The following is a 24,029-nucleotide window of genomic DNA, read 5'->3' as shown; positions in this document are numbered from 1 at the left end:
ACGGGCACAGGAGCAAGGCACATGACACAGCACAACATCAGCGGTCTGCTTGAAAAGCGTCGTTCGGCACTGGTCGAGTATTGCATCGGACAAGTCGGCAAAACCGGCGATGGCAAGTTCAACTTCCTGAGGACGCCGGGGGATCTGTTCGAACTCCTGCGCCTGGATCCGCTGGACAGTTATCCGGTACAGAGTTCCTGGGTGGCCGAGGCGACCAGTTGCGCCCAACAATTCATCCATGCGGCCTATCGCAAGCTGGAGCCCGGGTATGACGAGGAAGTGTTCAACCCGCAAGATCTCACACTCTGGGAGCTGTACAGCAACTACCCGGACTGGGCGGCGGTGACACAAATCGGGGTCTACCCGGAGAACTTCATCAACCCGTTTGTGCGCCAGCGCAAGACCGGCCTGTTCAAGGCGCTGGAAAACGATCTGAACCAGACGCGCCTCAACAGCGACTCGGTGCAACGGGCCTTGCAAAATTACCTGCAAGCCTTCGAGCAAACCTGCAACCTGGACGTGCTCAGCAGTTACATGGACGGCGCCACGCCCAGTCGCGCCGATTATTACTTTATCGGCCGTCAGCGTGTGCCACCGTTCCAGTACTTCTGGCGCAAGGCCGAGATCGAATTGGTGCCTGGCTGCAAAGCCATCAACCCGGTGGCGTGGGGGGAGTGGCAACCGGTGGAGATCGGCACGGGCGATACGGTGCTGGACATTCGCCCGGTGTTTTGGAGCGGGCGCTTGTGTGTGGTGTGGGCGCAGTGGCGAGACTGGATTGTCGAGGTGATCGACAACCAGCCAATCGTGCGCTTGCCGTACAAGCTGGAGATCAATCTGGCCTTCATGACCCAGAACGGCCAGTGGTCGGCACCGCTGAATCTGCATACAGGCGAGCCTTCGCAGAATTTGTCCGGCAAGTGCCGGTTGATCGCCACGATCGCAGTCGATGGGCGTCAGCCCAAAGGCACGCTGGGCGTCATGCTGATGTGCCAAGACAGCAACTCAGACGTCCGCGTGACGCGCGACGTGCTGATGCGTCCCGTGCCGGAAGACGACGGTACCTGGCTGACTTACCTGGGGCTTTATCGCTTTACCGATGCCTTGACCGTGCAGCACCCGCTGTTCGCGCAGAACCAGCCGAATGTCAGCGCTGAAGTCACTAATGCGGGCTCATTGACAAGCTATTACGGTTTGCAGGTGTTGTTTATCAGCGGCAGCGACAAGGATCGGTTGGTGGTCAGAGGGGTGTGCAGGCCCACTTCGCTGACCCCTGCTCCCGCCCAATTCACGTTGACGTTGCTCAATGGAGCCACCGGTGATCCGAGCCCGGTCAACCTGACCGCTTCGAGTGCCGGCGGTTGGGCGACGCCCTGGATGGTGCTCGAACGGACAGCGGGTGGTTTTACCGCCAATGTACAGTTCACATTGAGTGGCACCACGGCCTATGGCACCACGAGATTTGCCCTGGCAATGAGCGGCCTTCCCCGGTTCATTCCACCAACCCTGGAAAAAAACACCGCCAACGCCGCGCAATTCATCGCCTTCAAACAGCCCGGTACGCTGGCCCATGCCCGCCTCAATTCATTGTTCGGCCCGGAACTGGTGCAGCGCGCCAATATCTCGGTGGATGCGGTGCTGGACTGGGACACGCAGTTCCTTGTGGAGCCGCCGCCTGATTCCGCCGCCCTCGACGAGCCGAACGGTGCCTACAACGGTGCCAACGGTTTGTACTTCTGGGAACTGTCGTTTCACCTGCCGCATCTGGTCGCCACGCGTTTGCGCGCCGAGGATCGATATCAGGAAGCGCAGAACTGGTTGCATTACCTGTTCGACCCGCGTGCCCCGGCAGACGCGGCATCCAATCCGCCGAAAACCTCTGACAAACCGGGTTATTGGCGCTGTCGGCCTCTGGTCAGCGACGGTAACCTGGGCTGTGAAACCCAGTTGCCGGTCGACCCGGATGCCATCGGCTACTCGGCGCCCCGGCATCTGCGGATTCTGGTGTTCATCGAGTACGTGAAAAACCTGATTGCGTGGGGCGACTGGTATTACCGCCAACTCACCCGGGACAGTCTGGTGGCGGCCAAGCTGTGCTATGTGCAGGCCGAATTTCTCATGGGCAAACCACCGGTGGCGCGGACGGTAACGAGTTGGGAAACAATAACGGTCGAACAGTTGCTGACCTCCACCAGCACGCGCCCGACGCTGGAGCAGTTCGAGAAAACCCTCGATGTTTCCCTGGCCGATATTCCGCCTTCGGCGTCGGCGGCACCCCTGCTCGGCCTGCTGGCCAACGAACCGTTCAAACTGCCGATCAACGAGCAGTTGCTCGATATGTTCGACCTGCCGGGCCGGCGTTTGAATAACCTGCGCAACAACCTGACCCTTGATGGCAAACCGCTGAATATTCCACTGTTCAGCCCGCCGACCGATCCGAACCAATTGTTACGGGACCTGGCGGCCGGTGGCGTCGGCGGACCACGCCCGATGGGCGGACGTCTGGTGGTGGGCGCCTTTCATTGGCGTGTGACATTCGAGGTTGCGGTACGCGCTGTGCAGGCATTGCAAGACTACGGCAACCAAGTGTTGCGCCTGCTTGAACAACGGGACCGGGCCGAGCAGGAGGAGATGCAACAGAGCCACCTGGTGGAACTGGGGGATTATGCGCGCACGGTCCAGGAGCAGAGCATTGCCCAACTGGAGGCAAATGTGACGGCGTTGCGCCAAAGCCGCGCCGCGGTGCAGGAGCGTGCCGACACCTATGCCCGCTGGTATGACGAAAACGTCAGCGCGGTGGAATACGAGGTCATGGAAAGTCTGCACACGGCCAAAAAACTGCACGTGGCGTCGACGGCGCTTCAGACCGTGGGGGCGGCGATCGACGCCATTCCGAACATTTTTGGCATGGCCAATGGCGGCCACCGCCCTGGCTCCATTGCCTACGCCGTGGGTTATGGCCTGGAACTCGCTTCGGCAGCGGTGCAAATAGATGCCGACAAGCAAGCCGTCACTGAAAGCTATCGCCTGCGCCGTCGCGAATGGGAGTTGCAACGCAATCAGGCCCTGGCGGAGACGCTGGCCATCGATGAGCAGATTACCGCGCAGCGGATCGCGGTAGACGCGGCCGGGGCGAGCCTCGATCAGACGCTGCGAAGCACTGCTCAGGCGCTGACGGTGTACAACTTCCTGCAAAAACGCGCGACCAATGCTGAACTGTTCGGCTGGCTGCTGGGGCAGCTCAAGGCCTTGCACTACCAGGCTTACGACGCGGTGGTCAGCCTTTGCCTCAGTGCCCAGGCTTCGCTGAGCGCTGAAACCGGCGATTACGACTCAGCCCCTGCCATGCCCCAGGTGTGGCTCGACAACCGTTATGGATTGACGGCCGGTGAACAATTGCGCGAATACCTGTTGCGCATGGAACGCAGGCATTTACAAAGTCATGAGCGTCGGCTGGAACGGGTCAAGACCGTTTCCCTGCGGAGGTTGTTCGACGACGCCAGCGATCCACAATCGGTGCATGTCGACTGGAGTGCGGCACTGGCGAAGTTGCAAGACACCGGCGTTCTGGAGTTCAAGCTGACGCAGTTGCTGTTTGATCGCGAGCACCCCGGCGACTACTGCCGGCTGATCAATTCAGTCGAGGTCGATCTGCCGGTGCTGGTCGGACCTTACGAGGATGTGCGCGCTAACTTGCAGCAGATTGGCAGCATGACCGCCACCAAAGCGTCAGCGCATTCGGTCGAATACTTGCTCTGGCCTGATGATGCGGTGGCTCCGGCCGACGTGCTGTTCAACCTGCGCAGCGGGCAACAGATCGCGTTGTCGGTGGGCATTGCCGACAACGGCATGACGGCCATCAAACCTGATGAAGGCTTGCTCAATCCGTTTGAGAACACGGGGGCTGTGTCGCGCTGGCAGCTGAATTTCCCCTGGCCGAAGAGAGAACCGCAAAGCGCGATGCTGAGCTCTTTGACCGATGTGATTGTGCGTATCCGCTACACAGCCAAGGGCGGCGAGCCGAGCTTCAGGCTCGCCGTCGAAAACCTCGTGAACATGGCTGAAACGCCCGAACTGAAACGTGTAGGCAGAGGAGAAAGCGGTCATGCGTGATCCCGTCGTTCAGGCTAATCAGAACCTGGTGGTCAATGGTGATTTCAGCCAGGCCGTCGACAACTGGACGAAGCATCCGGCCAATACGCGAGAGGTCGGTTTGGCCGAGGAGCTCTATCAGGGGCAGATGACCCGTTTCCTGCGGATCGGTAACGGCGCTTCGGTCAGTCAGGTGATCGTGGCTCCCAAGGCACTGGGTTCCGATGTCCGATATGTGCTCAGCTTTCTGTGCGAGGTGCGGTACATCGGGGTGGGCCGGGTGTTGATCGAGATGGTCGACCAGCCCGAGAAAAATCAGGAAATTGCTTTGCGGGTGGGTCAGGCGCGCAGTGAGGAAGACGACCGGGCATGTCTGCTGGACGGGCAACCGCTGGAGTTTTTGCCGATCGAGTACGAAGTGCCGCTGAATCTGCCGCTGCAAAGCCAGGACCGGATTCGCGTGAGGGTGTTCAGCCCGATCGGTGAAATCGGCAATGTGGCAGTGTGCATCACCCGTATACACCTGGCCCTGCATTTGCCGCCGATGGTGCTGCAAACGCTGAAGCTGGATGACGAGTTGTTGCCGGCGACTGGCGTTCTTCCGTTGTGCCTGGGGGCGCCCATCATTTCGCCACATCGTCTGGTGTGTGTGCCGGTGCCGGGCCATCCCTGGCTAGGCACCCAAGCGGCCTTGACCATTGAGGACAACCCGCAGGAGGCCGTTCGTTCGGATCCGGACTGGGGAGTCGATCATCCGCTGGAATCAGCGTGGACGCTTGAAACGCCGTGGCTCGATGATCAAGGCCCGCATCTGTTCAAGATGCAGTTGGTCAACCAGTACACCGCCGAGCCTTTCCCTATCGCGGTGTCGCTGGGGCACCACCGTCTGGTGTTCCGAACTGAGCTGGAGGCTGCTTATTACCCGGTGTTGGAGTACGGGCAAACCGTGCGCCTGGGGGTTCAGGTGGCGTCGTTTTACACAGGCCAGACACTCGACGCGCGCACGGTGAGCTGGACGGTGGCCGGACAGGGTGTCAAAGCTGCCTCCCTGACGGACGAGGATGGCTGGGCGTACTTCGAGTATGTGCCGACGGCTGCGGGGGATTTCGCCATCGAAGCGACGGTCGCCAGTCCCTATTACGCCACCGGTGTTGTTTCAACAACTCTGCCGGTGCGGGTGTTGGCGACCGATCCGTGGAAGACGTTGCTGTCTGTTATCGAAGGCATCGAGACACGCTGGGAGGACAAGACCGGCTACCCCAATCGCGGCACCGGTTATCCGCTCCAGGTGAGGCTGCCGGCCGACCATTCGTTGTCGGGTAGCGAGATGCGACTGCGCTGGAGTGGCGATTCCGCCGAACAATTGGGCGTAGCCGTCAGCCCGGCGCTGGAATCGGCGGTGCCGGTCGATGGCCGCGACCTGCTCTGGACACTGACCAGCGAGGATCGTCTCGACGGCCGATTCGAACTGTCGCTGGTCTGCTCGAAGTTGTTGTTGCCGTCGCCGAAAAAAACCATGTCGCTGGCACGCAATCTGGTGCGCATCGGCGAGTGGCGTGGGGCCAACAAGTTTCCGGTGGTGGATGAAAACGAAAACGTGCTACTGCGGATTCAGGTGGTGCATGTGCTGGTCAGTGGCGACGGCGACCCGGTCGTCAATGCCCTGGTCGACTGGATAACCCCTGAGGGCCGGATGCCGACGGTCACCACCGGGGCCGGTGGTTGGGCCAGTTTGCAGTACTCGCCCAAGAACGCCGGGGATCTGGTCGTCATCGCCCGTGTCCGTGCGCATGAAGAGGCCGTGGCGGTTGAGCATGTCTTTAATGTCAAAGCCTTGGCCTCCAATCCATGGAAGAGTGAGGTCAGGATCCTGCTGGATAACGTGGAAGTCGATCGGGTGGTGCTGGGCATGCTCTGCTGGCGTGGTCGCTCTCATCAATTGAAAATCGAGCCGTTGGCGGGCAGTACCTTGATTGGCCAGGCTGTAACACTGAACTGGCGCGGTACGCCACCGACCATCGGGTTGGTGGCGAACGACATCGGAACGCCCAGAACACTGACCGCCACGGGGCTGGAGTGGACGTTGACGTCTTCGCTTCCAACCAGTCTCAGCAGTCTTTTTGAGCTGACATTGAGCAGTGCGCGATTGGCCTCGGATCGGGATTTGTTCGGGCGTCTGATCGCTCCCGATCTTGCCGAGGATGCGAGTCTGACACTGGATCAGGTCTCAGCGGTGCCTGGTGATCAGGCGCTCTATCCGTGTCTGGGGGCCGTGCACCGTTTCAGTCTTTTGCCCCATGCGTTGAGTCCGCTGGTGGGGCTTTCGACGACGCTGTCATGGACAGGAACGTCGCCTGAGCAATTGGGTGCGAGCGTCAATCCGCCTTTGACGCAGTCGCAGGTGATCGGCGACGGCGGCACGCGCTGGTTCCTGGACTTCACCGCCAGTGCGGCGCCGGGCACATTTGCCCTGGCGCTGGAACTGCCGCAGTTGGGACTGAAAGCGGCAGCCAACTCAATGATCCTGGCGCACAACAAAGTCAGGATTGAGGCTTGGCGTGAGGCGGCAGTGGACCCGGTGGTAGGCCAGGAGCCAGCCTGGACGTGGATCCGGGCTTTTTCCCATTTCACCGAGCGCGCGGTTGAACAGGTCAGCGTGAAATGGCTTGCCGGCGAGCAATCCGTTGAGGTGAAAACCGACGCTGAAGGTTGGTCCGGTTTCGCCTTCGCGCCCACGGTCGTGCGGCAGCAGCCGATAGAGGCTGTGCTCGTCAGCCCTTACGACGGTTACGAAGACAAACGCTCGATGATGGTCACTGTGCTGGCGAGCGATCCGTGGGAGGGGGTGACGGTCAGCTTTGACGGTCTGCCGCCAGAACCCTGGGGCAAAAAAACCTGTTTCCCGCGACGCAAAGGCAATCACGTGATTGAGGTCATGGCGGCCGACAACAGTCCTTTGTTCGGTCAGGAACTGGTGCTGGGGTTGACCGGCACCGGGCCGGCGGAGCTGGGGATTCGTTTTGATCCAATGAACGCGCTCGGGACGCCGCGCTGGTTTTCCAGCATCGGCCTGCACTACGGCTTTGTGGTCGGCGATGTGAAGGACGGTGCATTTGCCCTGCGCCTGTCCGCCGGCCGGCTCGCCCGGTTGTCACCGGCTAATGCGATGTCGCTCGGGTCAGGGATGCAGGTGGTCAAGTTCCGGGTAGGCAACCGTGTGACCCAGACACTGGATTGGGGGCAGACGCTGATGGAACAGGTCACGGTAGTGTCGGCGATCAGCGGCAAACCGATGGCGGGTTTGACCGTGACCTGGCGTAGCCCGGATCTGGGTACGGTGACGTCGGTAACGGATTTCTATGGCGTGGCGAAGATCAATTTCATCCCGACGCAGCCGGGCGCGGCGCAGCTGACGGCGACGGTGGGAGATGCGCTGTACTCGGAGTCGACGACCTTGGGTTTCACCCTGAATGAACCGCGCAAAATCGTTGAGTTGATTGAAGTGGCCGGCACGGAGCAGGAGCCTGCGCGCGTACGGGTCAAGGTGGCCTCCAGCCGCACCGGCGAACCGCTGCAAGGCGTGAGTGTGATGTGGGAGTTGAACGGTTCACGCTTGCCGTCCGGTTTGACCGATGCAGACGGGTTTGCCTGGTTGGGCTTTACGCTGTCCGCCGAGCAGGAGAGTACGCTGGTGGCTATGGTGGAGGGCGGTGAGGGTGGTTGGGACATGGCGCTGCTGGCGCTGAATCAGGTGGTGGTGCCGGTCATCGACGCCCTTACCTGTGACAGAACCCAGAGTTTTACCGGTTATACGGTCCGCGCCGGGGCCAGGGTACTTGCGTCGGACGGTGGCAAGCCGTTGCAGGGCATCCGGGTCAGCTGGATGTTTGCGGGGCAGTCGCTATCCGAATCCTTTTCCGACATCACTGGCATGGCAGAGATGACTTTCGTAACACCTGCCGCCGGTGAGTTTGATCTGGTGGCTTCGCTAGCGTCTGGCCTTCCAGGGGCCAAGACCCAGCGCATTACTGTGGAACAGTTGCCCAGTGTGCTGCTGCGCAGCATTTACGCGTTGCCCGCCATTATTCGGGCTGGCTCCATGTCTACGATCAGGGTTCAAGTGGTCAAGAATGGGGTGACACCGTTAGAAGGTATCCTGGTGATGTGGGCGGCCGATGGCAACGCTCTGGGTCAGACCTACAGCGACGGGCAGGGGTGGGCTAAATGGGTCTATCAGAGCAGCTTGGCGGTTCGCAATGTTGCAATTGCGGCAACAGTTAACAATCCCGTGGGTACGGTAACGACGTCGACGACGCTCATAGTGCAATAGCGTCGCTATAGGGCGCCGGCTTTTTTCAAGCTTAAATAGCGCGTGACCAGCGCCGCGCCGAGCTCGCCGGGCGGGACATCCAGCACCGCAACGCCATGAGCACTCAATCGCTCGTGGCGTTCGGCCCGTGCATTCAAGTATTCGACGGTTCCACAGTAAGCCAGTGCTTCGTTCAGGGTTTGCACGGGGGCCTGTCGCAAAGTGTCGAGCACCTGCTCACGCAGGGTGGCGATCAGTACCCGATGATGGGTGCCCAGGCGTTTGACGGCGGTCAGCAGTTCGTCATCGTCGTCGTCCCTCAGGTTAGTCATCAGCACCACCAGCGATCGGCGATTCTGCCGGACCAATAATTGGTTGGCGGCGGCCTGATAATCAGCGGGGCGCTGGGTGCTTTCCAGATCGTAAACACCGTTGAGTAACACATTGAGTTGCCCACCACCTTTGACCGGTGCCAGGTAGTGTTGCCGGTCACTGGCAAAGGTGCACAGACCCACGGCATCACCCTGGCGCAACGCCACGTAGCTAAGCAGCAGGCAAGCGTTGAGTGCGTGGTCGAAGTGCGTCAGCTCATCGTCCTGGCTGCGCATGCTGCGGCCGCAATCGAGCATGAAAATGATCTGCTGGTCGCGTTCGTCCTGGTACTCCCGGGCAATCGGCGTGCGCTGGCGGGCGGTGGCTTTCCAGTCGATCTGCCGCAGGCTGTCGCCTTCACGGAATTCACGTAATTGGTGAAACTCCAGCCCCAGCCCACGGCGCTGGCGCTGGCGTACGCCGAGTTGGCTGAGCCAGTAGTCCACCGCCAGTAACTGGCCGCCGTAGAGCCGGGCGAAGTCCGGGTAGACGCGGGTGCTGTCGCTCACGGCCAGCAAGCGTTTGTCGGACCACAGACCCAATGGGCTCGGCAGGTTGATTTCGCAGTGTTCGAAAGCGAAGTACCCTCGGCGCAGGGGCCGCAGGCGATAGCGGATCAGGCTGCGCTGGCCGGGTTGCAGTTCGACGGTTTGCGGCAGGTGTTCGACGCTCAGCCCGTCGGGGGCGTGATCGAAAATGTTTACATTCAGCGGCTGGGCAAAATCATGTTCAACTTCTAACTGCACTTCGCCCCAGCGCCCCAGTGCCAGACTGCCCGGCATTAACCGTTTGAGGCGCGGCGAAGGCAGGCGCTTGAGACGGATGGCGTCGTAGACCGCCAGTACCAGCAGCGCGAGCAACAACGCCCAACTGATCGATTGCAGGTTTTTCGGCAGCGCAATGTCGAGCGCCCGCAGTGTTCCCAGCGCGATGCCCAGGGCGAGCAGGACGGATAGCCAGATCAGCAAGAGGCGAGAAGGCTTCATAGGCGCGGGCTTTCTGTGGCGAGGGAGCTTGCTCCCGTTCGGCTGCGCAGCAGTCGTAAATCTGCTGAACCTGAAATTTTGCGGCCGCTTCGCAGCCCAGCGGGAGCAAGCTCCCTCGCCACAAGGGTTATGTACATGGCGGCGATCACAGGCGCGGCGCCGGGACTTGTTCGAGCATCTGGCCGAGCACCTGATCGACGTCCAGCCCTTCAATATCCAGCTCCGGTGCAATGCGTACGCGATGGCGCAACACCGCCAGCGCACAGCCCTTGATGTCATCCGGAATCACAAACTCGCCACCGCGCAACAACGCTCGCGCCCGGGCGCAACGCACCAGTGCGATGGAAGCTCGTGGACCGGCGCCGAGGGTCAGGCCGGGCCAAGTGCGGGTGGCGCGGGCCAGGCGGATGGCGTAGTCGAGCACCTGTTCATCTAGGGGCAAGTCGCTGGCGATCCGTTGCAGCGCCATGACGTCCTTGGCTTGCAGCACGGTGCGCAAGGGTTGCACATCGAGCATGTCGGCCCGGGTCGAACGGGTGACCTGGCGCACCATGTCCAGCTCCTGCTCGGCGTCGGGATAATCCATGCGCACCTTGAGCATGAAGCGATCCAGCTCGGCTTCCGGCAGGGGGTAGGTGCCTTCCTGTTCGATCGGGTTTTGCGTGGCGAGCACCATGAACGGTTGCGCAATCGGTAGCGCCCGGCCTTCCAGCGTGACCTGGCGTTCCTGCATCGCTTCAAGCAGCGCCGCCTGGGTTTTCGCCGGGGCACGGTTGATCTCGTCGGCCAGCAATAGGTTGGTGAACAGTGGGCCTTTACGCAGTTTGAACTGCTCGGTTTGCAGGTCGTACACCGCATGCCCGGTGACGTCGCTGGGCATCAGGTCCGGGGTGAACTGGATGCGCGCGAACTCGCCACCGAAGCAGCGCGCCAGTGCCCGCACGAGCAAGGTCTTGCCCAGCCCCGGCACGCCTTCGAGCAACACATGGCCGCCGGCAATCAGCGCGGTGAGCACGTTATCGATCACGATGTCCTGGCCGATCACGGCTTTCTGCAGTTCGCTGCGCACCGCCTGGGCCAATTGACTGGCGCGCTGGCGTTGCTGGGCGGCGTGGTTGGGTGTGCCGGGCTCGATGTCACTCATAAGGCATTCCTCAAGGTTTGCAGGTGGGCGACCTGACGGCTGAATTCAGCGCTGGACAGCCGCTGTTTCGGGCGCGGGCTCAGGGCCTGGCTGATGGCGCGGGTGGGTTGCCGGGTCAGGCGCGCGAGCACCAACCATTGTTCGGCAACCGCCAATTGTTCGAAACCGGGATGACGGCGTCGGGCGCGACGCAAGACGTCTTGCTGCAAGGCCTGCAACAGGCTGTCCTGGCCATGGCGGCGCAGCATGAAATCGGCGCTGGCGCGCAGGTGTTCCTGAAGTTGGCGACGGGCTCTTGGCGCCGGTTGCAGCAGCGGGCCATGGCGCACGCCGACGTGCCAGCAACCGAGGCCGATCAGGGCGGCGAGGGCGATCAGCGCTTGGGGGAAATAGCGCAGTAGCAAGGTCAGCAGCGAATCGTGATCAGTGTTGTAGAGCAACGTCACACTGGTGTCGGCATTCAAATACCAAAGCAACCAGGCATTGTCGTATTGCTCGATGGCCGGGGTTTTCCACAGGTCGGCGTCGGTGACCACGGTGATCGAGCCGAGCCCGTGGCTCAGTTGCATCATGTGCGTGGCCTTGCCACTGTTGGCCCAGGCCTGGGCGAGGTTCTTCGGGTCTTCGAGATGGAACGCGGTATCGAAACTTACGTAGGCCGGGGCGTCTTCGTCTTCCAGGTAGAGCTTGGTCAGGTCCGGATACGGATCGTCGATGGGGTCGGGCGGTAAATCCTTGAGATCCTTGCTCAAGGATTGATGCAACTGCACCCGGTCGAGCAGCAGGTCATTGCTCTGGCCGGTCTTCTCATCCCACAGGGACTCGGCGACAAACAGCAGGCGGCCACCGGCGCGGGTCCAGTTCAGTACTTGATCGATCTGGCGCGGGGTCATGTTCGAGCGATCACCGAACAGCAACAGGCTGTGTTGGCGCGGATCGATGCCGGGCAGCACGTCGAGGCTGTTGGCGTGCGTGACCGCGACTCCCTGCTTGCGCAGAAATTGCTCCGCCGCCAGATAGGGATTGGCCCGGGCTTCGGGGGAAGGGCCGTGATCGACGATCTCCTGATAGGGCGTGGCCTTGAGGTACAGATAAAAGCACAACGCGCCGAACAGCACCGCGAACACCGCGCCGAGTGCCTGCCACCCACGCCGGTTCAACGGGCGGCTCCCGGATTGAACAGCGCGCGCCAGCCGTCACAGAGTTCCTGTTGCAACTGTGCTGGCGGCAGGCGATGCCCATAGGCCAGGTTCTGCCAGTGGCGGGTCAGGGTTTGACTGAAGGCCAGCAACGCCGGTTGCTGCAGTTGCCCGATGCGCTCCAGCACCTGGCCTTCGGTGTCGGCGTCTTTCAAGAGCAGATTGAAATCATGCAACAAGCGGCTGAGCAGCGCCCGATATAGCAGGCCGAGGGCTTCGCGAGGGTTGGTCTGCCAGAGCGCTTCGGCACTGGCGGCGACATCGGCGGGCAGGGTTTCGTGATGCACGTCCAGCCCGAACAGTTGCTTCGGCGCCGGGCGTTCCATCCTGTGGCGCCGGGTTGGCCTGCGGCTGACAAACGCTTGCAACCAGTCGCGATAGCGCCAGATCAATAATCCGATGGCCGCGATTACGGTGCTCCACAGCAACACTTCGATCAGCGTGGCCATGGCACCGAAGCGAGGGTTATCCAGCAGCCGCAGCAGCGCCTTCAACCATTCGGGCGTGGTGCCATCGTCCGCTTTGGTCTGAGTGGCAGGTTTTTCTTCACCAAAACGATAACGGGTGACGGACTCCTTGTTCTTGAACGGCGGCTGCTCAAGGATCGCCTTGATGCTGTCACGGGACGCCTGACTGGTCAGGGGCTGGTCCAGCAGGCGTGGCGTGTCCGGCGAAATCACCGGCTCGGCGGCCCAGACGCTTTGCGCCGTTGGCATCATCACTAGCACCGCCAGCAACAGGGCGACCGCCGTGCTGCTCAGGCGCTGGCGCATTCGGCGGAACACCAGTTCGATGTCCCAGGCCTCCAGCACCGTGCGCCGGTTCAGGTAGAGGCTGAAACCGCAGGCCACATAGATCGGTTCCCACACCACCAGCACCAGCGCGTAAAAGGCATTGGTCAGGTGTTCCAGCCAGCGCCAGTCGTGAGTGGCGGCGGCAATGAGGGTCTGCCAGTCCCAGTCGAGTTCGATCTGTTGCGGCAGTAGCAGGTAGAACAACACCATCAAGCCGATCCACAAGGCGCTTTCCAGGTGCACGCCGATGATCGTCAGCCATTGCGCGGCGCCGGCATTACGTTGCAGCAGCACATGCAAGCGGTGTTGGCGTGCCGTGCCGTCCAGGCCTTCGAGTTGCACCACGGGCATCAAGAAACTGCGGCTCAGGCTCAGGCGGCGCCAGGTCAGGCTGGCCAACAGTTGCGGCTTGAGCAATTGCGGCCATTGGCGCAGGGCTTGTTTGAGCGTTGGCGTTTCACCGAACAGGGTTTTCGACAGGATGTACAACGGCAGCCGGTCGAACGCCGGTTTGAGCCACCAGAAAATAAACACTGCCAGGGACGGTGAATCCCACAGCAGCAGGCTGAGCAGGATGAACACCGGCAAAGTCACGATGGCCCAACTGGTCATCAACAACCGACGATGCCGCTGAGTCAGCAGCACACCCAGGTCCATGGCTTCCCAGGTATTGCGCGGGCGAATCACCACGGTGGCGTCATTCAGGCGCATGGCGAGTCCGTCCGGCAAATAGAAGGTATACCGCCATGAGAACCCAGAGCCCGGCGCCAACCAGGTACTTGGTCAGCGGCGCCGGTGCGGTCATGGACGACCAGTAGGCTTCGATAAACGCCGCAATCAGCAGAAACAGCATCACCCCGCAGATCAACAGCACACTTTTACGCGCTGCGAGACGCAACGCTTCAGCTCTGGGCAGGCGACCCGGTGCAATCAAGGCCCAGCCCAGTTGCAAACCGGCGGCGCCAGACAGGGCGATGGCGCTCAACTCGAAAGCGCCGTGGCCGATCACGAATGACCAGAAGGTTTGACCGTAACCGATGTGGGTCAGGTGCCCGGCCACCGCGCCGATGGTCAAGCCGTTGAAGAGCAGGAAAAACGCGCTGCCCAGGCCAAACAGCAAACCGCTGGCGAAGGTCTGAAAGGCGATGCCGATGTTGTGCATGATGTAGTAGCCGAACATCACCCAGTCTTCGCTGGCCGCCCGTTCGGCCGAGCGCCCGAGGTGCCCGGCGACCGGGTCGTACATGCTTTGCATCTCACTCACCTGATCTGCCGGGATCAGGTTGTAGATCAGATCCGGGAACAGATACACCAGCAAACCCATGCCGACCAGGCTGCCAAAAAACATCAGCCCGGCGGCGAGCACGAAGGGCCACTGCTGGCGCACCAGGCGCGGGAAGTCGGCCAGGATAAATGCCAGCGCGTTAGCCCCCAACCGGCTGCGATGCCGATAAAACTGTTGATGCCCGCGTAGCACCTGATGCTGCAACGAATCCACCAGGAAACTGCTGTAGCCGCGCTCCCGGGCCAGGGCCAGGTGGTGGCAGAGGCGGCGATAATCTTTCGGGAAACTGACGATGCGGGAGGCTTCCTTGCCTCGTTCCAAACGGTCGAGGAGCAGGGCGAACTGCTCCCATTCGGCCTTGTGGCGACTTTCGAAAAGGCTTTGCTTCATGTGGGGCCCAACAAGCTGCGGGCAATGCCATTGAGTTCGGCCACGGCTCGCGGCGGCGGAACTTGCAACGGTTGAGCGAGGATGGTCGCCAGTTCATTGACCCGTGCCGGGGAGAGTTCGCCTTGGCGTTCGGCAAAACCGAGGATGGCGCGCTGCTCGGTGAGCGTCAGGGCAAAGGTCGGGCGCCGGGGTTGGGCGTCGGGCAGGTCGGGGCGGGTGAGGCGTTGTTCGCTGTAGATCACCAGCGTACCGGCGGCAAGGTCGCCGAGACGCTTGAAGCTCGGATGTTGCAGGCAACTGATGGCGCCGAGGAAGTAGCCGAACGGCAACAGGTCGACAAACCGCAGCAGGTTGCGCAGCAGCGAGGCCGACCAGCCAACCGGCGTACCGTCGTCCTGCACCACCCGCAGGCCCATCCACTGCTTGCCGGGCGAGCGGCCCTGGTTGAGCACCTCGAACAGCACCATGTACCACCAACTGACTCCGAACAGCAGGATCGAACCCAGCCCGGCGCCAAGTTTGCCGAGGAACGCCAAAACGATGAACAACACACCGAGGATCAGCCCGCGCAGGCCAAGGTCGATGGTGAATGCCAGCGCACGGACCATCAACCCGGCCGGACGCAGTGGCAAGTCGATGCCTTCGGGCGTTTCGACTTGATACCGCGTGTCCAGTGGCGGGGACAGCGTCGCTTTCCTTGGCAGTGCTGTGGTCTCGAGCATGGGCAACCTGAATGATGTGGCCGGATCGGGATTCAATGTCTGTCCGATGCTAGCAGCCTCTCGGGGGGAAACGACATAACTATGTATTGCACGATGCAAGGCCGCAAATGATTGAATGACAAGATGACTGGCCGCAGCGACTGGTCTGCGCCTAGACTTCGCCGGTCTTCAGTTCAGGAACAGCCCGTGACCTCCATCTTCTGGTACGACTATGAAACCACTGGCATCAACCCCCGTTGCGACCGCCCGCTGCAAGTCGCGGGGATTCGCACCGACTTCGACCTCAATGAAATAGACGAGCCGGTCAATCTGTATTGCCAGCCCAGTGACGACATCCTGCCGCATCCGGCAGCCTGCGCGATCACCGGTATCACGCCGAGTCGACTGGCCGAACAAGGGTTGAGCGAAGCCGACTTCATGACGCGGGTGCATGCCCAACTCGCGGCTCCCGGTACGTGCGGGGCGGGTTACAACACGTTGCGTTTTGACGACGAGATGACCCGTTACAGCCTGTATCGAAACTTTTTCGATCCTTACGCCCGCGAGTGGCAGAGCGGCAACAGTCGCTGGGACCTGATCGATGTGGTGCGCGCGGCCTATGCCTTGCGTCCCGATGGCCTGGCCTGGCCGACGGACGACGAAGGGCGGGTGACGCTCAAACTGGATCGCCTGACGGTCGCCAATGGCATCGATCACGGCAATGCTCACGAAGCCTTGTCGGACGTTCGGGCGACGATTGCCCTGGCCCGCCTGATTCGGGAAAAACAACCGAAGCTGTTTGACTGGCTGTTCCAGTTGCGCAGTAAACAGAAGGTGATGGATCAGGTTCGGCTGTTACAACCGATGGTGCACATCTCCGGGCGTTTTTCGGCGGATCGCAGTTATATCGGTGTGGTGTTGCCCCTGGCTTGGCATCCGCGGAACAAGAACGCGCTGATTGTCTGTGACCTGCACCTGGACCCCCAGGGCCTGCTTGATCTGGATGCCGAGACCTTGCGTCAGCGCCTGTATACCCGCCGCGATGATCTGGCTGACGGTGAGCTGCCGGTGCCGCTCAAACTCATTCATATCAATAAATGCCCGGTGGTGGCGCCGCTGTCGGTACTTCGTCCGCAAGATCAGCAACGCCTGGGGCTGGATATGGCGCTATATCAGCAGCGGGCGCTGCGGCTAAGTGACGCACAACAAGTTTGGCAAGATAAAGTCATGGCGATTTATGCCCGCGAAGATTTCGCTGCGAGCCAAGACCCGGAGCAACAGTTATACGATGGATTTATCGGTGATCGGGATCGGCGTCTATGTGAGCAAGTCCGGGCCGCTGACCCTGTGCAATTAGCACAACAACAATGGCCGTTCGATGATGAACGTTTACCGCAATTATTGTTTCGATATCGAGCACGCAACTTCCCCGATACGTTGAATTTCGAAGAGCAAGAACGCTGGCGGATATTTTGTCAGCAGCGTTTGACTGCGCCGGAGTGGGGGGCACCCAATACCCTCGAATCTTTTGCAGAGGCCACGACTCAATTGGCGACTAGTGCTACACCGTTTCAGCAAGAGGTGCTGGATGAATGGCGGAATTATGTCCAGGCATTACGCAAACGTTTGAGTCTTTGAAATCGAAAATGATGATTGTTGAATTCCAGGCATAAAAAAACGCCAGCATCAGCTGGCGTTCTTTTGTGTTGCAGAATCAGTCTGCAACAGGCGTGCAGCTTAGCCCAGCAGGGTAGCCCAGCCTTCAACCACGTCACCGCCCCACTTGGCTTTCCACTCTTTCAGAGTTTTGTGGTTGCCACCTTTGGTTTCGATGACTTCGCCGTTGTGCGGGTTTTTGTATTGTTTAACTTTGCGAGCACGCTTGGTGCCAGTAGTTTTTACTGCACCGCCGCGTGGAGCTTTGGATTTGGACTCTGGATCCAACAGCGCGATGATGTCACGCAGGGATTTGGAGTATTCACCCATCAGGGTGCGCAGTTTGCCTTCGAATTCCAGCTCGGTTTGCAGTTTGTCGTCTTGGGACAGATTCTTCAAACGGGCTTGCAGCTCTTTGATAGCTTCTTCGGTGGCACGGTATTCGTTGATCAAGGACATGAGGACTACCTTATGTAGGACGCAGGATGGCAGGGGACAGTGCGGCAATAATAGTCAGGGTGTTTCATCAAGTAAACATTTAACCGGTGTTTATTTAATTTAGTTGCGGTGAGTCCGTCACAAATCTGATGTGTTGTTAAATAGTGTCAGGGTATTCATCACAGATATTCACAATTGATCACTTGAAGATGGGCTGCAAGAACACCATCGCGAGGGTAGCGGTGCTGGCGCAAATCCGTTTTGCTGAACAGCGTGCATGGCCAGGTGTGATCAATACTGCAGTTTTGCTGCGCAATCGCTAGAATGGCGGCCTTTGCGAAGTTCTGGAGTTTGACCCTCATGCGCACTTTTCGGCTGGTGATTGCTTGCCCGGACCGCGTCGGTATCGTTGCTAAAGTCAGTAACTTTCTGGCGTCACATAACGGCTGGATCACTGAAGCGAGCCATCACTCGGATAATCTCAGTGGCTGGTTCTTCATGCGTCACGAAATTCGTGCCGACTCGCTGCCTTTCGGTCTCGAAGCTTTTCGCGAAGCTTTTGCGCCGATCGCTGAAGAGTTCTCGATGAATTGGCGTATTACCGATACCGCGCAAAAGAAGCGCGTGGTGTTGATGGCCAGCCGTGAATCTCATTGCCTGGCCGACTTGTTGCACCGCTGGCACAGCGATGAACTGGACTGCGAAATTTCCTGCGTGATTTCCAACCATGATGACTTGCGCAGCATGGTCGAGTGGCACGGCATTCCGTACTACCACGTACCGGTCAATCCGCAGGACAAAGAGCCAGCCTTTGCTGAAGTCTCGCGTCTGGTCAAACATCACGATGCCGAAGTGGTGGTACTTGCCCGTTACATGCAGATTCTGCCGCCGGCGCTGTGCAGCGAATATGCCCACAAAGTTATCAATATTCACCACAGCTTCCTGCCGTCGTTCGTCGGGGCCAAGCCGTATCACCAGGCTTCCCTGCGCGGCGTGAAGTTGATCGGCGCCACTTGCCACTATGTCACTGAAGAGCTGGACGCCGGCCCGATCATCGAGCAGGACGTTGTGCGCGTCAGCCACAGCGACAGCATCGAAGACATGGTGCGTTTCGGTCGTGATGTCGAGAAGATGGTGCTGGCCCGTGGTTTGCGTTATCACCTGGAAGACCGGGTGCTGGTGCACGGCAATAAAACTGTCGTGTTCTAACCACCGCGCAGTTGAAATTCGAAGGGCCTGGGCGTTCAATCGCTTCAGGCCCTTCGCCGTTTCTGCACTGAGGACATTGACCATGGCCGATCCACTGGACAAAGCCACGTCCAAGGCGCCCGCCACATTGGGCGAAGGTTGCTTGAGTCGTTATGACCCGGACGACATGAGCCCGGAGGACGGGACGGAATTTCCCGGAGCGGCGGAGTTATGGGAAGAGTTGAAGCCGGAGTCCGACGACGAAGGGGTTAAACCCTGAAAAGATCATCCGATCGCGGCCCGAGCCTTCGGCAGCTCCTAGGGGTGGAATGCGTTCCAAATGCAGGAGCGAGGCTTGCCCGCGAAAGCGCTGTGTCTGCCAACATCAATATTGAATGTCTCGCCGTCTTCGCGGGCAAGCCTCGCTCCTACATTGGGCTTCAGGCTTGTTTGAACTTCATCAACTTCTTGAGCAGCGGCCGCCCCAGCATCATTAAAAACACCGGCCCGCCGACCACCAGATAAAAGTAATACGTCACCGCCCGCCAGATCAGGATCGCCGCTGCTGCGGTGGATTTCCCCACCATCGGCGCCAACAGCGCCGCCGACGTCAATTCCGCCGCTCCGGCACCGCCCGGCAACAGGCTGAATTGCCCGGCACTCAGCGAAAGCATCTGGATCAGAAACGTCCAGGCCCACTGCAAATCCGCCCCGAGCCCGCGTAACGCCAGATACAACACGCTGTAGCGGATCGCCCAATGCACGCAGGTCAAGGCAAAGACTTTGATCAATGTCTGATAGGGCAGCTTCAAGGTGTCGGTGAACGCCGCCAGAAAATGCAGGAGTTTTCGCGCCCAGCGCAGGCGTGTGGTCGCTTTGACGTTCATGCGCGCCAGCAACCGGCCGCTCAGGCGAATCAACAAGCGGTGATAACGTGCCACCACCACGCAACTGACCAACCCGCCGAACATCGAGATGGCGCTGACCGTCAGCAGCCACTCCATGCGCTGGCTTAGGTGCTGGAACAGCGCATAAATCAGAATCCCGCTCAGGGCGCAGAGGAAAAACAGCAGGTCGCTCAACTGGTCCATGGCAAATACCGCGCTGCCCCTGGCCGGGCGCACGCCGTTGCGGGCCAGTAGAGCCATGATGGTCAGCGGCCCGCCACTGCCGCCGGGTGTGGCGCAGTAGGCGAACTCGGCGGCCATTACCACGCCGAGGCTTTTGACGCGGCTGACCTTGTCGCGCTGATCGCCCAGCAACAGGCGCAAGCGCATCGTGTTCACGACCCAGCACAGCAAGATCATGCCGAACATGATTAGCAAGCCGCTCAACGGAAAGCTTTGCAGGCGCGACCAGGTTTCGTTGCCGCCCAGCACCAACGGAATCAGTACCGCCGCGAGCAGGGCGAGAAACAGCAGAATCCCCCGACTCATGCGGCGCGGCCGATACGGTCTTGGTGCAGCGTCAGCCAGTTGGCCTTGGTCATTGGCACACGGCCCTCGTCGAGTAAGCGTTTAAGGGTTTGTAGCCAGTAATTGCGGGAAAATCCATGACGCATGTCCACCGGGTGCAGGCCGAGGCGAATCACCGGTGCTTGCTGCCAGCGCTGTTCGCGTTGATCGCTGACCAGTTTCGATAGCCCGCGGCGCCAGGCACTGCGCGCACTCCAGACCAAACCGGGGGCATCGATCGCGCAGAAGTCCGGCAGACGATACAGATGTTGTGGATCGCTGGTGTAACTCAATGACAACTGACGCAATGCCTGGCGCGTGCCTTCGCTCATCAGCCAGGCGGGGGCGACAAAACCCTGCAAGGGCCAATTGTAGCGGTGAAACACTTCGATACCGGCGCGCAGGCGGGCGAGGGCGGCTTCCAAAGACAGGCTGTAGAACTCGCCTTCGTGGGTGTAGATGCGCCGCATGAGCCAGTCCCTAGGCGTCGTGGCCGGCGGACTGTCGTCGCAATGAAAGTAACCGTGCAGCGCCAACTCGTCGCCCCGGTTGACACGACCGCTCAACATCCGACGAAATCCTGGATGAGCCTCCAGATCGTTGTGCTTGTGGAAGTCGGGCACCACCAGCCAGGTTATCGGCACTGCGCCCAAGGCATCGACGGCTTCGACAAAAGGTTGGTAATCGGCCCAGGTCTGCGGTGCGACATCGTGCAACACCAGCAGCAACGCCCGAGGGGGGATGGAGTCAGCCATTGGCAGTCAGCGGCCATTGGCTGCCTAGCACGGCGTGATAGTGCCCCAACAGGCTGTTGACCACCGCGTCCCAGGCGTAATGCCGTTCGACATGTTGCCGGGCCTGTTCGCCCAGCGTGACACTGCCACGGCTGAACAACTCGCGTACCGCGTTGGCCATCGCCAGGGGATTGTTGGGGGTACACAGCAAGCCGCATTGATCGGTGACAATTTCCTGAAAGGCCCCGGCCGCCACGGCGACTACCGGAATGCCGCTGGCCATGGCTTCGAGGATCACCAGGCCGAAGGTTTCCTGATCACCTGCATGCAGCAGCGCATCGGCACTGGCCAGTAATCGCGCGACTTGCGCTGCCGGGCAAAATTTATCCATCACCGTCACGTTGCCCGGCACCTGGGCTGGCATCGATGAGCCCACCAACAGCAAGTGGTAGCGAGGCCCCAGGCGTTTCATGCAGGCGAGCAGCACCGGCAGGTTTTTTTCCTTGGAACCGCGGCCGGCGAAAATCAGCAACCGGGTGTTTTCATCGATTCCAAGTTCGGCCCTTAGGCCCAGATCGCGGGCACCAGGGTTGAAGGTTTGCAGGTCGACGCCCAGCGGCTGCACAAAGACATTGCGCACACCCAGACCGGTCAACTTATCGGCCATGACCTGGCTCGGCGCGAGCACCCGGTCGAAGTTGCCATAGAGCTTGCTGACATAGGCTTCAACATTGGTGGTGACCCAATTGCCCATGCGATTGCTGACCAGCAACGGCAGGTCCGAGTGATAAAAACCTATCACCGGCACATCCAGTTGCCGCCGGGCATCCAGCGCCGCCCAGGCCGTGAGGTACGGGTCGCCGACTTCGATCAGGTCGGGCTGCAAGTCCTGCAAGACATTGCGCCATGGCGCCAAACGGAGAGGAAAGCGATAACCCTTGCCGAAGGGCAGGGCGGGGGCGGGAACCTGATAGACACCATCCTGTTCGCTGAGGTGTTTACCCGGTATCAACAGGCTGTGACGAATGCCCGGCTTTACGCTGAGGCGACGGTGCTTGGCATCCAGATACGTGCGCACGCCACCGCTGGCAGGGGCGTAGAACATGGTTATGTCAGCGATATGCACGATGAACATCCCTCCGGTCCGGTCCTCTCCCTAGGTTGACCTTTATGAAGGATAGATGTTCGTTTGGGGTTTTGCGGTGGGGGGTAGCGAGGGATGTGGTGTTAGTGAGGCCGCCTTCGCGAGCAAGCCCGCTCCCACACTGGATCTGTAGTGCACACAATGGATATGTTCACAGCAGATCCAGTGTGGGAGCGGGCTTGCTCGCGAAGGGGGCGGATCAGGCACTAAATACGGAAACTGCCCACCAACTGCTTCAACCGCGCCGCCTGCTGCTCAAGGTCCGAGCACGCGCGCAATGTCGATTGCAGGTTCTCCACGCCTTCCTGGTTCAGCGTGTTGATCTCGGTGATGTCGACGTTGATCGACTCCACAACAGCGGTTTGCTCTTCGGTCGCGGTAGCCACCGATTGGTTCATGCCGTCGATCTCGCCGATACGCAAGGTCACGCTGTTCAGGCGTTCGCCGGCCAGGTTGGCGATTTCCACGCTGTCCTGGCTGTGGCGCTGGCTTTCGCTCATGGTGCTGACGGACTCCCGGGCGCCGACTTGCAGCTCCTCGATCATGGTCTGCACCTGTTGCGCCGATTCCTGGGTGCGATGCGCAAGGTTGCGAACTTCGTCGGCCACCACCGCGAAACCACGTCCGGCTTCACCAGCGCGTGCCGCTTCAATCGCGGCGTTGAGCGCCAGCAGGTTGGTTTGTTGGGAAATGCTGGTGATCACTTCGAGAATCTGGCCGATGTTCACGGTTTTGCTGTTCAGCGACTCGATGTTGGTGCTCGACGCGCTGAGCATGCTCGACAGCTGATTCATCGCCTTGATGCTGCGATCCACCACTTGCTGGCCGTCTTCAGCCAGGCTGCGGGCGTCGCTGGCCTGATTCGACGCTTGCGCGGCGTTGCGCGCAATTTCCTGGGCGGCGGCACCGAGCTGGTTGATTGCGGCGGCCACGCTGTTGGTGCGCGAGGCCTGCTGGTCGGAGTTGAACATCGACGAGTTTGAGGCCGCCACCACACGCAGGGCGACTTCGTTGACCTGGCCGGTGGCTGAGGACACTTCGCGAATCGAGGTATGAATCCGCTCCACGAACCGGTTGAAAGCGGTGCCGAGGATGCCGAATTCGTCATTATTCTGAATGGTCAGGCGTTTGGTCAGGTCGCCTTCACCGTCGGCGATGTCTTCCATGGCGCGGGTCATGACGTGCAGCGGCTGGATCAGGATGCGGATCAGCATACCGAGCAGGGCGATGATGATGGCCACCGCAATCACCGTGGCAACGACCGCCGAGGCGCGGAATTCGCTGAGCATGGCAAAGGCTTTGTCTTTGTCCACCGACAAGCCGATGTACCAGTTGACCGACGGCAGGCCTTTGATCGCCGTGAAGGTGACGATGCGAGTCTTGCCGTCGACGTCTACTTCACTGTAATCGCTGCTGATGCGCGGGGTGTTTTTCGGGTAGGCCTCGCTGAGGGACTTCATCACCATGGCTTTGTCCGGGTGCACCAGGATCTTGCCGTCGGCGCTGACCAGGAAGGCATAACCCATGCCGTCGAAATCCCGGGCGCTGAGGGTGTCGATCAGGGTTTGCAGGCTCAGGTCGCCGCCCACTACGCCGACGCTTTGTCCGGCCTTTTTCGAGGCGGTGGCGATGGAGATGATGGTCTGGCCGGTGGCCGCATCGATGTAGGGTTCGGTCAGGGTTGGCGTGCTGCTGCTTTCGGCGCCTTTGTACCAGGGGCGAACCCGTGGGTCGAAGCCGTCAGGCATTTTGGCGTCCGGGCGGATGGTGAAGTGCCCGGTGGCATCACCCAGGTAGGACGCCATGAACGTCGACGTCAGGGCTTTCTGCTCAAGCAGGCTGGCGACGGTGGACGGTTCAGGGTTGATGGCGATGTTTTGCGCAAGGTTGTCGATCAGCAGGATGCGACCGGCCAACCAGGTTTGAATGTTGCTGGCGGTGACCTCTCCCATCTCATTGAGGTAATTGTTCAGGTCTTCGCGAATCGCATTGCGCTGCAAATAGTCGTTGTACAGCGTGAACGAGGCAAAGGCAGCAATAACAATGAGGGCGGCGGCAAGCAGGATTTTATGGCTGAAGCGCAGATTTTTATTCATGGCTTGGGGTGTCCGCTAAGGTCTTAATGTCCAGGGCGTGCTTTTAT

General features: G+C 60.4%; 16 protein-coding genes and 1 pseudogene. 5 read left to right on the top strand and 12 right to left on the bottom strand.

Annotation, left to right across the window (positions count from 1 at the left end; translation table 11 throughout):
* The first annotated feature begins 21 nt into the window (after positions 1-21).
* Complete coding sequence (locus tag ACWIKB_RS14505) at positions 22-4,113, top strand: Tc toxin subunit A-related protein (protein WP_475267637.1); 4,092 nt, start codon at positions 22-24, stop codon at positions 4,111-4,113.
* Positions 4,106-8,422, top strand: coding sequence for an Ig-like domain-containing protein (locus ACWIKB_RS14500; protein WP_475267635.1), 4,317 nt, complete (start codon positions 4,106-4,108; stop codon positions 8,420-8,422). Before ACWIKB_RS14505 ends, ACWIKB_RS14500 begins: the two co-directional genes overlap by 8 nt.
* A 5-nt stretch (positions 8,423-8,427) precedes the next feature.
* Here ACWIKB_RS14500 and ACWIKB_RS14495 read toward each other — a convergent pair whose 3' ends face one another.
* The 6 genes from ACWIKB_RS14495 to ACWIKB_RS14470 form a co-directional block, all read right to left on the bottom strand.
* Positions 8,428-9,759, bottom strand: a complete 1,332-nt coding sequence (locus ACWIKB_RS14495; protein ID WP_475267634.1) for a DUF58 domain-containing protein — start codon at positions 9,757-9,759, stop codon at positions 8,428-8,430.
* A 145-nt stretch (positions 9,760-9,904) separates the two neighbouring features.
* Positions 9,905-10,903 carry an AAA family ATPase gene (locus ACWIKB_RS14490; RefSeq protein ID WP_054045051.1) on the bottom strand — a complete coding sequence of 333 codons (999 nt, stop codon included), beginning with the start codon at positions 10,901-10,903 and terminating at the stop codon, positions 9,905-9,907.
* On the bottom strand, positions 10,900-12,063 hold the full coding sequence (locus ACWIKB_RS14485; RefSeq protein ID WP_475267632.1) for a DUF4350 domain-containing protein: 1,164 nt from the start codon (positions 12,061-12,063) through the stop codon (positions 10,900-10,902). The genes ACWIKB_RS14490 and ACWIKB_RS14485 overlap by 4 nt, the downstream gene beginning before the upstream one ends.
* Positions 12,060-13,607, bottom strand: a complete 1,548-nt coding sequence (locus ACWIKB_RS14480) for a DUF4129 domain-containing protein (protein WP_475267631.1) — start codon at positions 13,605-13,607, stop codon at positions 12,060-12,062. The genes ACWIKB_RS14485 and ACWIKB_RS14480 overlap by 4 nt, the downstream gene beginning before the upstream one ends.
* Positions 13,594-14,571, bottom strand: coding sequence for a stage II sporulation protein M (locus tag ACWIKB_RS14475; RefSeq protein ID WP_475267629.1), 978 nt, complete (start codon positions 14,569-14,571; stop codon positions 13,594-13,596). The genes ACWIKB_RS14480 and ACWIKB_RS14475 overlap by 14 nt, the downstream gene beginning before the upstream one ends.
* A complete protein-coding gene (locus ACWIKB_RS14470) occupies positions 14,568-15,293 on the bottom strand; it encodes an RDD family protein (RefSeq protein WP_475267627.1) in 726 nt (241 codons plus the stop codon). Before ACWIKB_RS14470 ends, ACWIKB_RS14475 begins: the two co-directional genes overlap by 4 nt.
* A 186-nt stretch (positions 15,294-15,479) precedes the next feature.
* On the opposite strand from ACWIKB_RS14470, the gene sbcB reads away from it, so the two are divergent.
* Positions 15,480-16,910, top strand: a complete 1,431-nt coding sequence (gene sbcB, locus ACWIKB_RS14465) for an exodeoxyribonuclease I (RefSeq protein ID WP_475267626.1) — start codon at positions 15,480-15,482, stop codon at positions 16,908-16,910.
* 99 nt (positions 16,911-17,009) lie between these two features.
* Here the strand turns inward: sbcB and mvaT are convergent, their stop codons facing one another.
* Positions 17,010-17,387 carry a histone-like nucleoid-structuring protein MvaT gene (gene mvaT / locus ACWIKB_RS14460; RefSeq protein ID WP_007945872.1) on the bottom strand — a complete coding sequence of 126 codons (378 nt, stop codon included), beginning with the start codon at positions 17,385-17,387 and terminating at the stop codon, positions 17,010-17,012.
* A 339-nt stretch (positions 17,388-17,726) separates the two neighbouring features.
* Between mvaT and purU the strand changes: the two genes are divergently transcribed.
* Both purU and ACWIKB_RS14450 read left to right on the top strand, forming a co-directional pair.
* Positions 17,727-18,575, top strand: coding sequence for a formyltetrahydrofolate deformylase (gene purU / locus ACWIKB_RS14455; RefSeq protein ID WP_475267625.1), 849 nt, complete (start codon positions 17,727-17,729; stop codon positions 18,573-18,575).
* An 82-nt stretch (positions 18,576-18,657) separates the two neighbouring features.
* Positions 18,658-18,834, top strand: a complete 177-nt coding sequence (locus ACWIKB_RS14450) for a hypothetical protein (RefSeq protein ID WP_265040532.1) — start codon at positions 18,658-18,660, stop codon at positions 18,832-18,834.
* A gap of 160 nt (positions 18,835-18,994) precedes the next feature.
* Here ACWIKB_RS14450 and ACWIKB_RS14445 read toward each other — a convergent pair whose 3' ends face one another.
* From ACWIKB_RS14445 to ACWIKB_RS14425, 5 genes and pseudogenes are all read right to left on the bottom strand, one after another.
* Positions 18,995-19,990 (bottom strand): lysylphosphatidylglycerol synthase transmembrane domain-containing protein, encoded by a 996-nt coding sequence (locus ACWIKB_RS14445; protein WP_475267624.1) that lies wholly within the window; start codon positions 19,988-19,990, stop codon positions 18,995-18,997.
* Complete coding sequence (locus ACWIKB_RS14440) at positions 19,987-20,763, bottom strand: DUF2334 domain-containing protein (protein WP_475267623.1); 777 nt, start codon at positions 20,761-20,763, stop codon at positions 19,987-19,989. Before ACWIKB_RS14440 ends, ACWIKB_RS14445 begins: the two co-directional genes overlap by 4 nt.
* Positions 20,756-21,877, bottom strand: coding sequence for a glycosyltransferase family 4 protein (locus ACWIKB_RS14435; protein WP_475267621.1), 1,122 nt, complete (start codon positions 21,875-21,877; stop codon positions 20,756-20,758). The genes ACWIKB_RS14440 and ACWIKB_RS14435 overlap by 8 nt, the downstream gene beginning before the upstream one ends.
* 215 nt (positions 21,878-22,092) lie before the next feature.
* Positions 22,093-22,857, bottom strand: a complete 765-nt coding sequence (locus ACWIKB_RS14430; RefSeq protein WP_375538741.1) for a methyl-accepting chemotaxis protein — start codon at positions 22,855-22,857, stop codon at positions 22,093-22,095.
* A 93-nt stretch (positions 22,858-22,950) separates the two neighbouring features.
* Positions 22,951-23,982: pseudogene (locus ACWIKB_RS14425) on the bottom strand (HAMP domain-containing protein); the annotation flags it as partial.
* Between the last annotated feature and the right edge of the window lie 47 nt (positions 23,983-24,029).

This window comes from Pseudomonas sp. 5Vm1k (assembly GCF_056161485.1).
The sequence above is the reverse complement of the archived record's forward strand: the minus strand, read 5'-3'. Positions and strand labels throughout refer to the sequence as shown.

Coding starts and splice junctions, on each gene's coding strand:
- ACWIKB_RS14495 (WP_475267634.1), bottom strand. CDS start 9,759: ATGAAGCCTTCTCGCCTCTTGCTGATCTGGCTATCCGTCCTGCTCGCC.
- ACWIKB_RS14435 (WP_475267621.1), bottom strand. CDS start 21,877: ATGTTCATCGTGCATATCGCTGACATAACCATGTTCTACGCCCCTGCC.
- ACWIKB_RS14500 (WP_475267635.1), top strand. CDS start 4,106: ATGCGTGATCCCGTCGTTCAGGCTAATCAGAACCTGGTGGTCAATGGT.
- ACWIKB_RS14470 (WP_475267627.1), bottom strand. CDS start 15,293: ATGCTCGAGACCACAGCACTGCCAAGGAAAGCGACGCTGTCCCCGCCA.
- ACWIKB_RS14445 (WP_475267624.1), bottom strand. CDS start 19,990: ATGAGTCGGGGGATTCTGCTGTTTCTCGCCCTGCTCGCGGCGGTACTG.
- purU (WP_475267625.1), top strand. CDS start 17,727: ATGCGCACTTTTCGGCTGGTGATTGCTTGCCCGGACCGCGTCGGTATC.
- ACWIKB_RS14505 (WP_475267637.1), top strand. CDS start 22: ATGACACAGCACAACATCAGCGGTCTGCTTGAAAAGCGTCGTTCGGCA.
- ACWIKB_RS14430 (WP_375538741.1), bottom strand. CDS start 22,857: ATGTTCAACTCCGACCAGCAGGCCTCGCGCACCAACAGCGTGGCCGCC.
- ACWIKB_RS14450 (WP_265040532.1), top strand. CDS start 18,658: ATGGCCGATCCACTGGACAAAGCCACGTCCAAGGCGCCCGCCACATTG.
- ACWIKB_RS14475 (WP_475267629.1), bottom strand. CDS start 14,571: ATGAAGCAAAGCCTTTTCGAAAGTCGCCACAAGGCCGAATGGGAGCAG.
- ACWIKB_RS14440 (WP_475267623.1), bottom strand. CDS start 20,763: ATGGCTGACTCCATCCCCCCTCGGGCGTTGCTGCTGGTGTTGCACGAT.
- ACWIKB_RS14480 (WP_475267631.1), bottom strand. CDS start 13,607: ATGCGCCTGAATGACGCCACCGTGGTGATTCGCCCGCGCAATACCTGG.
- mvaT (WP_007945872.1), bottom strand. CDS start 17,387: ATGTCCTTGATCAACGAATACCGTGCCACCGAAGAAGCTATCAAAGAG.
- ACWIKB_RS14490 (WP_054045051.1), bottom strand. CDS start 10,903: ATGAGTGACATCGAGCCCGGCACACCCAACCACGCCGCCCAGCAACGC.